This is a genomic window from Barnesiella sp. (assembly GCF_022723415.1).
Lineage (GTDB): Bacteria > Bacteroidota > Bacteroidia > Bacteroidales > Barnesiellaceae > Barnesiella > Barnesiella intestinihominis.
On sequence record NZ_JAIJHU010000009.1, the window covers coordinates 39,615 to 54,807 of the forward strand.

A 15,193-nucleotide genomic window follows, 5' to 3' on the forward strand; every position below is an offset into this window, starting at 1 on the left:
AAACACTTTGTAAAATAATGAATGCCCGGAAAAACCGAGTCATTCATTATTTATACGGTATATCAATATCCGAAGTTTTGGTCTGCGGCCGACAATCCGTCGTTAGCACTTAACTCGGAATGAGGAATCGGTAAATGCAGATTCTTTTTCAAGAAACTCTCGTCGCTCACTTTTCCATAGAACGTCGCATCCTCCCCGAAATAACGATCTCTAAACCTTTGATCCGGATTGTTGTGTTGAGCCTCTCCTTCACAATGCTCGTAAGTTATATCATGACGGTTCACGATTTCCAATGCCATTTTCAAAGTCTCCGTTCCCCCTCGACGTATATCGAAATACATCTCGGGCTCGGCAGCCAACTCAAACAACCGTTCATAAAATATTTTCTTACGCATTTGGTCTTTGGACAATCCACTGGGGAAGTCAACCGGTTGCGAGGCTTCTGGCGAAACCGAAGTACGCGCCCTTCTCAAAACCTCATTTACCAGATTGGCCGCTCTATCCGTTTCATCTAATTCGTTATACACATCGGCCATTAGCAACAAAAAGTCGGCATAACGGTACAATATGATATTGTTGTTGCTCTGTTGCGCTTGACAATTAAAATCGATCTGTTTTTTCCACAAAGGCCACCCGGCATGATCACCCACCGACGTCGCAAACTGTCCCACCAAATTGACAACGTTCTTTTCGCCGGTCGTCGTATTCTCGGTGTAAAACTGTTCCTGCAAAACCGTCAATTCCTCTACGGTAGGGTTAGTAGGATCGTCCATTTGGTCATACGGGATATAAGCAACAGCATCTGCTACGCGGCTCGTCGATTTGGTCTTATACGTCTTATATGGATAAGTATATACCGAATCACTTATCAAGTGATAAGAACTGCCGTTTTTCACATCGTACCACCGAGTCAAAAACGTAGCATCATACCGAGGATCCCCCGGATAAGTTCCACGGAACAGATCGTGAAATGCTTTGGTCGAACGGATACGCTGATAAGCCGTACCCGGCGATGCATTGTCGGCAGCAAAAATCCAATTCAATCTATTCCAAGAATAATCCGACGAAGTAGTAAAATTCAACTGGAAGATAGATTCCGGCGAATTCTGCACATGGTTTACAAAAAGATCGGAATAACGGCTCTGCAATGAATACTTTCCATAAACCAAATCGCACCAGAATTTAGCATCTTCTAAATAATCGGCTTTGCGGTCGGCCAAATCGGGATTACACGAAAGCATCCAATTCAGTTTGGCCAAATAAGCGGCAACTCCCAACTTATCGATATATCCGTCAACGTGTTCGCCATTCTCCGGCAAATTGTCATACGCATACTTCCAATCGATGAAAATCTGGCCGACAACATCGATAAAAGACGATTTCGGTTCCGAAATCGCATCATGGGCCGACGGTTCGATCCGCAAAGGAACATCACCCCACATCATAGAAAGATAGTAATAACACAACCCACGAATAAACGAAGCCTGCGCCGTGTAGTTTTCTTTCAGATCTTCACTCAACGAACCCTTATTCATATTCACGATGAAAGTATTACATTCTTGGATAGCTTTGTACAATCCTCGCCAAGCCCACAGCACGGCATCGCCGGCCGTAGTGGCATTCAACGAAGCGTAACGGTCCGGTTCCGAACCATTTGTCTGCGACCACGAGAGCCCCGATGACCCCACTGACATTTCATAAACACCCTGTCCGAAACAGTCTTGTGTCGTCAAATAGCCATAACAAGCATCCAAAGCCTGCTTAGCAGTCTCTTCCGAATCGAATATAACGGTATTATCCACAGAGTACTTGGGATTCTCGTCGAGCCAGTCTTCACAAGAAGAGAAAGTAACACCCGTCACTATTCCCAAGACAATTATATATTTTAGCGATTTCATAAATTACTATATATTAAAATGAAACATTCAAACCAAATATAAACGACCGAGCATGAGGGAACGAACTCATATCCACTCCCGGACGTAAACCATCGAATGCAAAAGAGTTAACCTCTGGATCGTAACCACTGTAATCGGTTATAATAAAAGCATTTTTAACCGATCCGAAAATATTGATCGAATTAAACCCGATCTTTTTCATTACCGCCTTCGGTAAATTATACGAAAGGGTAATATCGGTACAACGCAAGAAACTGGCATCCTCTACATAGCGATCCAATACAGCCGGTGTAGGCAATGTATAATTTACTCTCGGATAAGCGTTCGAACGGTTTTCGGCAGTCCACGCGCCTACCCAAGCCTCGGTTCGCAAGTTGCCACCCGTACGGTTCGGGATTGCTTGATAACGAATATTGGTATTGATCATATCCTTCCCGTGCACTCCATTAAATTGAGCCGAAAGACTCAGACCGCGCCAAGTAAAACGAGTTTGAAAACCGTAGGTAAAATCGGGATTCGGGTTACCGATAATCACACGGTCATCGGTATTGATCACACCGTCTCCGTTCTGGTCTATGATTTTAATATCACCAGCCTGAGGCGCTCCACCCGTACTTAAATCTTGCGTTACATTATACGAACCGCCATTGGCCGGCAAATCTTCTTCCTGAACGATTCCATCGGTTTGATAACCCAAGAATAGCCCCGGCTCATGTCCTACCCAGAACAAGTGTGCATTCCCGAAGTGGTTACCCAACGAGTTTCCTTCATAAGCCAATATATTCTCATACACACCGAAATTACCTCTCGAAACACCCAGACTATTGATCTTCGGGTTATTTTTTCCGATATTTCCCCCGAACGTCCATGTAAAGTCTTTCGTTTGGATAATATCGGCTTCGAGACTGAACTCGATACCTCGGTTCAACAAATTCCCCGAATTATAATAAATGCTCGGGAAACCGGCCGAAGGAGGCAATACTCTGGAAATGAGCAGGTCTCTCGTCTCTTTATTATAAAAGTCGAACGAACCTCTCAACCTGTTTTTCAATACCCCGAAATCCACACCGACATTCCACGACTCGGTCGTTTCCCAAGTCAAACCCTCGTTCTGTAATTTATCGACAGCCATAGCGAGAACCTTGTCACCCACAGCATTAGCATAGTCTATAATTTGACTATAATTCGAGAAACTACTATACGGATCGATAGCCGAGTTTCCGGTCTGTCCATATCCCACTCTCACCTTAAACTGGTCGAGCCAATGCACATTATCCTTTATAAAATCTTCCTGTTCCATACGCCATGCCAATGAAAAAGAAGGGAAATATGCCCAACGATGTCCACGGGCGAAACGACTCGAACCATCGGCACGAAACGATGCCGTCGCCAGATAACGACCTTCGAGGAACGACATGTTCACGCGTCCCAGATAAGAGAGTAACTGATAGTCTCTTTGTACGGGTTCGAGGTAAGATATGCGTTCGGCCATGTGCAATCCGTCTATACCGAAACTCATATTGGAGAACTGACGGCCCTGTGTTCTCTTATTCAGATAATTGTAATCGTCATAAGTAACAGCCCCGGTTACATCTAAATCGAGAATACGGTCGAACGTATGATGATAATTCAACATATTCTCGACAGTGATATTGTTTTGGCTCAAATCGGTGATACCCAAAGAACCTTTATCGTTATTCCCCCGGAAAGTCTCCGTGCCGAACCAACGGGCACGATATTCGTCCCTCAAATTGCCACCTGCACGAAGATTATATGTGAGGCCTTTCCATATTTTCCACTTCAAGTCCATCGAAGCACGAAAGGCGTTCTCAGTCGTTTGGTCGTCATAATCATTCAACCAACTGAATACAGTGATCCTCTTCTCCATACCGTTCGTACCACTCAACGAAGGGTCGTCGGCGGGATACTCAAACGGTTGGGAAGTAATAGCGGTTACCGATACCGATCCTTGTGCTCCACCGTTGGCATTGCTACCCGACATCATATCGTTCTTTTTCAACGACCCGCTTAACGACAAATCCACCGATACGGTCTTCGACAAGTCCATCGACAAATTCGCACGTAAGTCCCCCTGTTGTAAACCAGTCTGTTTTACAATACCGTTGATATCTTTGAAAGAAGCCGACACAAAATAACGTACCTTGTCGGAACCACCGTTCACCGAGACCGAATAATTCTGTGAGAAAGCCGTACGATAAATCTCACGCTGCCAATCCCGTTCCTGCAATATGCGATACGAAGTAGGGTCGGTCTCGTCGTATTTTCCACCCGAGAAAATATAACGCACCTCGTTCCCCGATTTGAAGAACTGGCGATCGTCGGGACCAGACTGAGCATTCCGGTAATCGGCATAATCGCTCAAATTCAACATATCGTACAATCGAGTGGCATTCGCAACAGTAAAGTTAGCATTCACGTTTATGCGAGGTTTACCGCTCTTTCCTTTTTTAGTCGTAATCAATATGACACCATTAGCACCCCTCGAACCATATATCGCCGTGGCCGAGGCATCTTTCAAAATTTCAATACTCTCTATATCCGCAGGATTCAAACTGCTCAACGGATCGGCCGCAGTTTGATAATCGTCATCGCCGAATGCAGAAGCGGCGAACTCACCCGTAGAGGCCTGAGGAATATTATCGATTACATATAACGGTTGGTTATCGCCACGTAACGAACTGGCTCCACGAATCGTTATAGAGGTAGCGGCTCCCGGAGTCGTGTTGGTAGCCCCTACCACCAAACCGGCAACTTTACCTTGTAACAAGTTATCGAGAGTCACGCTCTTCGAAGCGTCCATCTCATCGGGACGTATCGACGCGATAGCTCCCGTCACATCGCTTTTCTTGACACTGCCGTAACCCACAACGACCACCTCGTCCAGCAACTGGGCATCGCCTTGTAGAACCACATTGACAACGGTCTTATCACCTACCTTAACTTCTTGTTTCTGATAACCCACGTAAGAAAACACGAGTACAGCATTCTTATCCGGTACTGAAATCGTATAATTTCCGTCCAAATCGGTTGCCACAGCTTTTGTCGTACCTTTCGCCTGTACAGTAACGCCCATCAATGGTTCAACATCGTCACGGACATTACCCCGAACGGTTATACTTTGTGCGTATGTAATTTGCATGCCCGACAGCATGACAATTACAACAGACAAAGCCTGTCTAATCATATCCTTTATTTTCATGTAATTATATTTTAAGATACTTATTTAATCCTGAACTTAAAAACATCTACTCCTTCCGACGACCTCACCCGAGCGATATACACACCCGGAGAAAAACGATCGGTCGATATGGTATATTGCTTTCCCGAAATTCTTTCGTCCCGAAAAAGGACACCCGAAGCCGAGAAAAAAGCGATCTGCGATAAATCGGCATCCGATGTCGAAAGCACTACTATTTCCCCCGACCGGTCATTACAAATGAGATTGGTCTTTTTTTTTCCCTCTTTCGATAAAACCGGCAGTGAAGACACCCCGTCTGTCCGAGTGATTAGTGTATCTACATTGGCCGAAATAACCGAGTTCGCAGCACGAATCAAACTCAACGGGTCGGAAACTGCCACATCGTTCCCCATGTCAAAATACATGACCGTACCGCTATTCTGTTCGAGAATGAAGTTCATCTTGTCCTTTACGCAATCGACACCATTAAAAGTATAAGAGGACCCCGACATAGTCGCCGTATTCGCATCGGTAGACAAATCGGGATTGGCAGCTACAATATTTTTATATCCTGTAACGTTGCTTCCTGTCGTCGCCGTAGTAGGATAAGACATACCTATTTTTTCTTTCGGAAATCCCCACGACACAAACTTATTATACGCCGAAACATAATTGTCATACGCAAACCAAGTCACCTGAGGCCCATAAATCTGGAAGGTATAATAATCGGGCATATCGATCCACTTCGTAGGCAGAAAATAAGCTACCGGATGCAACGAAACACTGAACACTTTATCCTCGGGAATAGCAGCACGCAAAGCCTCTACCATCGGGCCATATCCCGAAGTCCACCTCGAATCGCCGCTATACAACCACTCGAAATCGACATCTATACCGTCGCAATAAGGCAGCAACTCGGCGACGTCCGCAGCCAATCGTTCGCGCCATGCAGCATCCGAAATATGCGAAGGCCACACCTTGTTCCCGTTCTCACTGTCGGAAGAGATCAAACCCAAACGTATCTTGAAGCCCCTGTAACCATCATACATTTTCCTAATCTGCGACAACAGTTCTTTCCAGCTCCGAGTGTTTTTCCCGGGGCTATCCGCATCATTGAATTGCCAATACGACAACAAATAAATAGCTCCGTCGCCACCGCTGGGAAAAGTGAGGTCGCCAGACGTTCCGGCGGCATCCTGTGCTATCTGGGCACTTGTCCGGGCATTTCCCCAAACCGCTACCTCATCGATGTATCCTTTGAAATTCTCCCCGATAACGGCATCGGCCGAAGTATTCATAAATGTAAAATCGTCTTCGTCGGGTATCGTTGTAATGTTATCGGCATAAGTTTGACTTGCTCCGCTATCGGTAAACAGCCGAATACGGGATATAGCCCGACCGGTCGTCGAAACGATAGACACGGCAATATGTTCCCAACCTGCGGCAGTGAGCGCATTCTCAAAATTATACGTATAACCGTTGATTCCTACCAACAATTCCTTCTTCGACTCATCGCCCAATTTTATGGAAAACTGATTGGATTCATCGCTCTTATTAAAAATCGCTGCCCCCATTCGCCATTCTTCAATAGAAATCCAAGCCTCGATAGTAGCGTAATTCATTGCTGGAAGCCCGCCGGTATTCTGCAAAACTTCTTCGCTCACATTCATGCCGGCGCCTTCGCCATTCAAATGAAGAACTCCGTTTCGCCCTTCATATTCGGCCACATACGAAGCATTGGACAGCACACCTTGATTATCGGGGTAAGTCATCGTCACTGCTCCGGTATAGCCCGACACTTGCGCATCGAGAAATATCAAATCATTAGTCATCAAATGCATATCCCTATCTATCTGCAAACGGTCACAATGACGCACGAAAGAAGAATAACCCGTTACCACTCTATATTTAAAGTAATCGTTATCGATAACGGCTTCACGCGTCACATTCGTAGGCTCGCCATGATGTGCCAATTTATAATCCACAATATCTTCGCACTGGTCTTGGTCAAACTTGTAATAGAACAGAAGATCGTCATATTTCGGGTGGAATTTGTTCACCGTATTACGGAACATCAGGTTCTCGGGTTCAGCTCCCGGCATCTCCGTTTTCCAGAAACGGAATTCGTCGATACGTCCTTTAAAGTTTTCTCCTATGACAAATGGCTCCGATGTCTCAGGAATAACTGCTCCACCGGTATTGGCAATCCACTTTTTCTCACCATTAGTCCACACATCGATTCCATTGGCAAATGCCGAAATGGTAAGTTGCGTCCACGAACCTATCGGCAAATCGTTCGCTACGATAAATTCTTGTGTCGCTGTTTTATAAATCAACTGCCCCGAGGTTCCGAACCGTAAAGAATATTCTTCGTCTCCGTTTCCTCGTTTAAAAACATAAGCATTTTCCACCCATTCGGACGGATTCACCAAACACTGAACCGAATAAAGATCCAAATTATTTAAGTCCGATATAGTTCCGCAATCGACTTTTCCGTCACCATTGAAGCGTAACGCAAAATTTGTAGTCTGTGAAAACAGCGAACCATAAAAAAACGAACTGAAAAGAATAAGCAAAAGAATCCTCGTTTTCATGCATATTTTATTTAAGAGTATAACAAAACAAAGAAAAATAAAGCCGAGGAAATTTATCCTCGGTTTTATAGGTCTCATTTATAAGTCATTAAAGCACGACTTTCGATGCTTTGTTTCCATATTTCACCACATAAGCACCGCGAGACATCGGAACTTCCACGAACGAATCGGTTACCTTCACGGTTTTCACCAATGCACCGTTCAACGAATAGATAAATACCTCGGTCCCGAAGTCTATATCGTTCAAATAGATATACTGACTATCCCATGCCACGAATCCGTTGGTCTCACCTATCGCGTCAATACCAGTAGCAGGTGATCCATTCGGGGTATCCCAACCATCGAAATTCACAGGATCGAACTCAGGACATTCTCCGCTCGGATTAGCCGTAAATTGTATCGTTGCGATATAAATGGCTCGATTGCCCAAGTGTCCTCCGGGAATATTGTACCGTATCCGCAAAGGAATCCTATCGTCGCCTGTAATTCCGGCAATATTCAAATCGGCATATATCGGCCACCATTTCGTATCGATCGAACTGTAAGTAGTAGTTTCGGGGAGTGGTACATTGGTCGTTGCCCCTCCGAAATTCCAAACAGAAATCTTATAATCCGCAGTTATAGGATCTCCTACTACTTTCGACACGAAATGGAAACGTACCGGAGTATTAACCGGGAAATCTATTTGTGTAAACATACTGACGTTTATATACCCGGCCAAAGCATCAGCGGCTGACAATGTGGGTTCTTCGGCACTACCGTCCCCTTTTATCAACAACATATTTCCATAATCCGAAGCAACGATGTGACACCCTTTATTAAAGCCGGCCACACTGGCATCTTCATTTTTAACTTGACCTCCGGTCAACACGACAGTACCCTCCTCTTTCAACTTCTCGGTAGGATAAGGTGAAACAGGATTGGCTCCCTGCGAAGAATAATGAACAAATTCATACGAACCGACCGCTTGATCGGCAAATTTCAAATGACCGGGAGTAACATCTTCATCGGCAGCCCATGAATAATTAGCACCCAGCAAACATAAAGTCGAAATAAGTAATGCTTTCGTTTTCATACATACAAGAATTAAGAAATTAAACAATAAAATAATTTGCTTTCACGAATGCAAATATAAAATCGCCCCCAACAAAGGCATGTTCGAAATTGTCTAAATCATTTTCGAAATCGTCTAAAACAAGTATAACAGGCTATTGAGAAAAAACAAAACGTTTGAAATTAAGCCGATGGCTCGTTCCTTTTCTGCTCTCGGTACTCCCGAGGAGTCATCGATGTAAATTGCTTGAAGCAGGTGCTGAAATAACGAGCATTGGAAAACCCGATACGCTCCGATACCTCTGCGATCGGGATATCGGTATCGGTAAGCAATCTCATGGCTTGTTCGATTCTTATGCGATTGATTAAATCGTTCACGCCTAAACCTGTCAATGCCTTCACTTTGTTATACAAAGAAGCTCTGCTCATGCCCATTTCGACCGTTAAATATTTCACATCTAAATCGGAGTTATCTATATTATCCAACACCAGCTTATTCAATTTCAACAAAAATTGTTCGTCAGCATTACTGAATGTCTGGTTTTTAGGCATGATAGAAACCTGTACGGCATCGCGATAATAGTTTTTTATTTGTTCCCTATTCCATAACAAATTGCGTATAACTGTCAAGAGCACATCGTCATCGAATGGCTTGGCAAGATAAAAGTCTGCGCCCAATTTATATCCGGCTGCGAGGCTATCGGGGTTATCCCTTGCAGTGAGCAAGATAACCGGGATATGACTGATTTGAATATCGCTCTTCAACAAACGACAAAATTCGAATCCGTCCATGTGGGGCATCATAATATCGCAAATCACCAAATCGGGTTGGCACTGATGAACGACATGCAAACCGTTCACTCCGTCATCGGCCGTATAAATTTGTTTAAAAACACTGGAAAATGAAGTTTTAATAAAAGAACGTATATCCATCTCGTCATCGATAATGAGAATAGAATAATCTTGGAGAGGAAAATCTTTTTCGGGAACGGTTGTCTCCGGCATATCGGTTGCATATCCTATATCGTTCAAATACATACCCGGAGCACATGCGACATCTTCGTCGTTATATGCCAACGGTAACTCAAACCAAAACGTGGCTCCTTTGTCTTCGTTATTGTATGCGCCTATTTCCCCGCCATGCAATACCAGCAGAGTCTTAGAATAAGACAGACCTATACCGCTGCCGCTCAACCGATGATCTCCCTGATAGAACCGAGTGAATAAATGGGATAGGTCATTCTCGTTCAATCCTATTCCGTGATCCTTGACAGAAATGCGCACACAACTTTCTCTACGTTCGGTGATGACCGTTACCACAGTTCCTTCCTCACTGAATTTAAATGCATTCATCAACAGGTTGGACAATACGATCTCGCATTTCTCTCTATCGAAAGAGATTTTATCTATCGTCTCATCGGGATTGAAAAGAAGCATTATTTTCTTGGACTCGAACTCTTCCGAAAAATCCCCGATGACAGCCCTTACCCACTCATTCAATGAATAAGGAGCCAAATGCAATGCTTCATATCCCACCTCCATACGCCGCATATCAAGTACCATATTGATGATATTGCGCATACGACGGGCCTGTTTGAAAATCTGCATTAACTGTGTTTTCAGCGTATCATCGACAGTGCCGCTCTTTAAAAGTCGCTTTAACGGAGCATAAATCAAAGTTAAAGGTGTTCGAAGTTCATGACTAACGTTGATCAAGAACCTTACCTTATCTTCATACACTTTACGTTCCCTCTCTTTCATTTCGAGCTGCAACCGGGAATTTTTTCTTTTTACAGTGTAACTTATCATCAAATAGCACAAACCGGCCGCTACAATCACCACGAGAGCGATAAACCAAAACGATTTCCACCACGGTGGAACAACCTCTATCTGTAATATGCACCGGGATTGGCTCCAACCGCCGTCTTCCGTACTACACGAAGCCATTACCCTATATGTACCTGCCGGCAAAGTATATAAAGTCAGAGTATGGTCGTAAGTTTCTATTTCCGATCGACCGAGGCCTTCGATGTTGAACCGGAACATCTTCTTCCTGAAAATATCCTTCTCCCGTACCATCGTCTTCAAAGTGAGCGAAGTATAATTCCATGCAACACGCAAGCTCCGGTCTGTATCGCCCATTTTGTTCATCACCGATTTTCCATCGAGAACAACATCAGACAACTCGACCGACGAAGGAGAGAGGGAATTGTACTCCTTGTATATTTCCCGATCGATATGTAAAAGTCCGGTTACACCGCCCATATAAATGTGAGCTCCGTCCCGAGTTACCAAAGTAGATTTATGCAAATATTCGTTAGGTATAGCGCCGTCGGATTCGCCGTAAATAAAAAATTTATCCTCGCCTATGGAATATCGGAAAAGCAGACCGTCGGCGCCTAACCACAGATATTGATTGGCATAGGCAACCGAAGTCACCTCCCTAAACATATTCGTTTTTATTTCGTTCAACGCTTGGGTATTCACATCGTAGTGGAACAGCCCTTTGTCGGTCCCTATCCAAAAGTTTCCTTCGTCGTCCCTACAAGCCGCATTGATGACCGCTTTTGAACCGAAAGCAAAGAGACACACCGCAGCATTCTTCGCATGGTCGAGCCGCAAGATATAATTGCGGCCAAAAAGATAGGTAATATCCTTATCGGAATAAAACCGCTGAACCGTACCGTAATACCGAGACGAATCGGCAACATGCGCAATGGTAAAAGAGCCCGTCGATTTATCATAAGTATATATCTTGTCCGCAAATAAATGGATTTTATCGGTATCGAAATAATCGACATTGACCGATATGCCCGAATGTATAATCTCCTCGTTACGCCTATCGTTCAATAAAGTAAAAGGCCTTAAATTACCCGTACGTTTATCGAACAAATATAACCCTTTGGAAAAAAAATACATCAATAATTCTCGCTCGTTATAACGGGTTATCGAGGCAACTTTATATCCGTAAGTATTGGGATAGTGGGTAAATCTATTGCTCTTTGGCTCCAAACGGTTCAGTCCCCCGCCATCGGTCCCGACCCAGATAATTCCGTCCTCATCTTCATATAAGCACAACGCCGTTTTATCGCTCATGCCGTAATGATTGCCCGGAGAAACATCGCGATACGTTCTCATATGTACCTCTTTGATGCCGAATAATCCACCTCGTATCGTTCCAGCCCACATATTGTCGTCCCTGTCCTTATATAAACAAAATACCGAACTATACGGAAATGAATAGATATTGCCGGGCGTATATCGAATATTGGAAAAAGTCTCGTCTTTCAAGTTCAGGATACTGATTCCACCGCCATCGGTAGCCAGCCATAAAGAACCGTCCCGCTCTTCTATATCGAGAATCACATTATTGGTTAGATCTGAGTTCGACACATCGTAATGCTTTTGTTTTCTACCGCCGTCGATATACCGGTCGAGCCCCTTGCCATAGGGAGAAATCCACAAATCTCCCTGGGTATCGACTTTGACCGACATGATCTCTTTCTCCTTACAGAACGTCGGTCGTTCTATTTCCCCTGTACGGCAGTCCAATAGCCACAATCCGTTCCATCTCGACGATAATACCCAGCAATGCTCCGACCACGGTATCATGTGATTGAAAAACGCGTATGACTTATCTTTCCACCGAACAGGAACCGTATCCATGACAGCCCGGTGATAATCCCATCGGTATATTACTCCCCTTCCTCCCAAAAAAAGAGCATCGTCAGTCAACAAATAAGAATGAGCCTGCAAAGCCTTCTGCCTCCAAAGAACAGTCTTGAAATCGTCGCTTTCCCGCTGATAAACACATACACCCTTATCGGTCGAAATCCAAATATTATGACGGGCATCCTCAACAATGAAATGAACTAAATTGCCCGGTAAAGAAGCGGCTGAATCGGGAACAGACGAATAATTCTTAAACTCGTGATAATCGAAACGACTTATCCCCGACTTCGTCCCAACCCACAGAAAACCATCGTGGTCGAGCATGATAGAACGCACAAAATTTTGAGAAAGCCCATCTTGTTGGGATAATTGTTTGAAATAAAAATTGGGAGCCGCTTCGACAATAACTGTCTCACACGCTATAATACCTGCGATTAATAAGAGATAAATATAAAGCAAGCGTCTTCTCATACAAAACAAAAATTCAAAAATAAAATACGGCGACAGCGAGTTTCCTCAATGGTTTTATTATCCCGATTCCGATATCCTAAATATCTCTTCCCGGTGTCGGTTAGATTAACCTCTGTAATCTAAATAACTAGCCATATACAAATATATTCCTCTCTCTAAATTTCACAAACGATTTCATAGAATGATATCAATCAAAAACAAAATTATGAAAATCTTGATGTCTTTCGATATATTTTCACGAGAATTTCCATACCATATTCGGAATAATGAATTTTAAAGTAAAAAGAAATTCTATCCTATTCCCAAAGTAATAAAAGAATTACAATTCTCTTAAAAAGTTCAAATAAGTCTCGATACCGATAAAATCTCGCCGATAAATCACATTATCGCTTTGCCCGACAAATAGAAAAATATGTATCTTTGCATAAAATGCAGAAATAGCATCGGTTCAGTTTGGAAAACGAATCTATTCATTTCGTTCTGCATTTACTTTTCGCTATGTTTGTAAATACATTTTTATTAGAAAACAGATGATTCCGGCAGAAATACAGCAAACCAAACAACGATTCGGCATTATAGGAAATGCTCCGGGTCTGATTCGAGCCATTACAAGAGCTCTACAAATCGCACCTATCGATTTGGCTGTGCTTATTACCGGAGAAAGCGGTGCGGGAAAAGAGTTCTTTCCACAGATTATACATGCCAACAGTTCCCGAAAGCATGGAAAATATATTGCCGTAAACTGCGGAGCGATACCCGAAGGAACCATAGATTCCGAATTGTTCGGGCATGAAAAAGGAGCTTTTACTGGCGCATTATCTGCACGAAAAGGTTATTTCGAAGAAGCCGACGGAGGAACAATTTTCTTAGACGAAGTCGGCGAATTACCCCTCACGACTCAGGCTCGATTATTGCGCGTACTCGAAAGCGGAGAATTTCTAAAAGTCGGTTCTTCCACTGTTTTGAAAACCAATGTAAGAATCGTCGCTGCGACCAACTTGGACATGGTAAAAGCCGTTTCGGAAGGAAAATTCAGGGAAGATTTGTATTACAGGCTCAGCACGATACACATCGAAATTCCCCCATTGAGAGAACGGTCTGAGGATATTCTCCTATTATTCCGTAAATTTTCTACGGACTTTGCTGAGCGTTACCGAATGCCCGTAATCCAACTGACGGAAGATGCACGCACCGTACTGCTCAACTACCGTTGGCCGGGAAATGTAAGGCAGCTAAAAAATATCACCGAACAAATCTCTATTTTCGAAACGAACCGAGACGTAGACGGAGCAACGTTGCAAAACTATCTGCCCCAATATAATATCGAAAAATTACCGGCTCGCGCTACCTCGAACGAACAAGAGCACTCCTTCTTCGAGAAAGAAAGAAAAATGCTCTACAAGACGCTGTTCGAAATGCAAAAAGAGCTGGCAGACTTACATACGAAAGTAGAAGAACTGACGAGGGAGAAAATTCAGGGACAAACTCCTTACGCTCAAACGCCCCAACCGGTTCCTGTCGCACAATCGATGGCTCTTACTCCTATCGTACCATCTGTTCCGGTACATGTCCCGTCCGCCAAACGAACGGCCATAGAAGACACCGTAGGAGAAATAATACCCAACGAACCCGAATATATCGAGGAACAACCTACGACACTCGAAGATACGGAAAAAGAGACCATCAAAAAGGCATTATTACGTAATCACGGAAAACGGAAAAAAACAGCCGAAGAATTAAAAATATCCGAAAGGACTCTTTATCGTAAAATTAAAGAATATAACTTAGAATAGAGCCGCACGACAATGAAACGTTTAACGACTATATTACTCGTCATACTGTCGTCATGCAGTATCTCTTATAAATTCAACGGAGCTTCGATCAATTACGAAACGACCAAGACCATATCGGTAGCAAACTTTCCCATTAAAGCGGCATTGGTTTACCCTCCATTGGAAGAGTTGTTCACCAATTCATTGAAAAATGCTTATACTCGGCAAACACGATTACAAATGGTTAGCAGCGGAGGAGACCTGCAATTGGAAGGAGAAATCACGAACTATGACCTCACCCCGCAAGCCGTAACAGAAAACGCATACGCATCGCAAACGCGCCTGACTATTTCTGTAAGGGTAAGATTCACCAACACCAAAGACCCTCAGTATGACATAGACCAAACATTCTCCGGGTATAAGGACTTTTCCAGCGACCGAATGTTAACCGATGTGCAAGATGAACTTATCCAACAAATCACAGACGAGCTGGTAGATCAAATTTTCAACGCGACGGTAGCCAACTGGTAACAC

The 15,193-nt window shown here is 43.8% G+C and carries 7 protein-coding genes; 2 read left to right on the plus strand and 5 right to left on the minus strand.

Annotated elements, in window-relative coordinates; translation table 11 throughout:
* Window positions 1-62 precede the first annotated feature (62 nt).
* The 5 genes from QVD32_RS03425 to QVD32_RS03445 form a co-directional block, all read right to left on the minus strand.
* Window positions 63-1,898, minus strand: a complete 1,836-nt coding sequence (locus QVD32_RS03425) for a RagB/SusD family nutrient uptake outer membrane protein (protein WP_021892032.1) — start codon at window positions 1,896-1,898, stop codon at window positions 63-65.
* 13 nt (window positions 1,899-1,911) lie between these two features.
* A complete protein-coding gene (locus QVD32_RS03430) occupies window positions 1,912-5,118 on the minus strand; it encodes a SusC/RagA family TonB-linked outer membrane protein (RefSeq protein WP_155012212.1) in 3,207 nt (1,068 codons plus the stop codon).
* A 20-nt stretch (window positions 5,119-5,138) separates the two neighbouring features.
* On the minus strand, window positions 5,139-7,691 hold the full coding sequence (locus QVD32_RS03435) for a LamG-like jellyroll fold domain-containing protein (protein ID WP_008860995.1): 2,553 nt from the start codon (window positions 7,689-7,691) through the stop codon (window positions 5,139-5,141).
* An 88-nt stretch (window positions 7,692-7,779) separates the two neighbouring features.
* Window positions 7,780-8,766 (minus strand): hypothetical protein, encoded by a 987-nt coding sequence (locus QVD32_RS03440; protein WP_046410990.1) that lies wholly within the window; start codon window positions 8,764-8,766, stop codon window positions 7,780-7,782.
* 161 nt (window positions 8,767-8,927) lie between these two features.
* Window positions 8,928-12,887: a hybrid sensor histidine kinase/response regulator transcription factor gene (locus QVD32_RS03445; RefSeq protein ID WP_021892028.1), complete on the minus strand. Its 3,960-nt coding sequence runs from the start codon at window positions 12,885-12,887 to the stop codon at window positions 8,928-8,930.
* 530 nt (window positions 12,888-13,417) lie between these two features.
* Between QVD32_RS03445 and QVD32_RS03450 the strand changes: the two genes are divergently transcribed.
* Window positions 13,418-14,680 carry a sigma-54 interaction domain-containing protein gene (locus QVD32_RS03450; RefSeq protein WP_021892027.1) on the plus strand — a complete coding sequence of 421 codons (1,263 nt, stop codon included), beginning with the start codon at window positions 13,418-13,420 and terminating at the stop codon, window positions 14,678-14,680.
* 12 nt (window positions 14,681-14,692) lie between these two features.
* Complete coding sequence (locus tag QVD32_RS03455; protein WP_008860999.1) at window positions 14,693-15,190, plus strand: LptE family protein; 498 nt, start codon at window positions 14,693-14,695, stop codon at window positions 15,188-15,190.
* Window positions 15,191-15,193 lie beyond the last annotated feature (3 nt).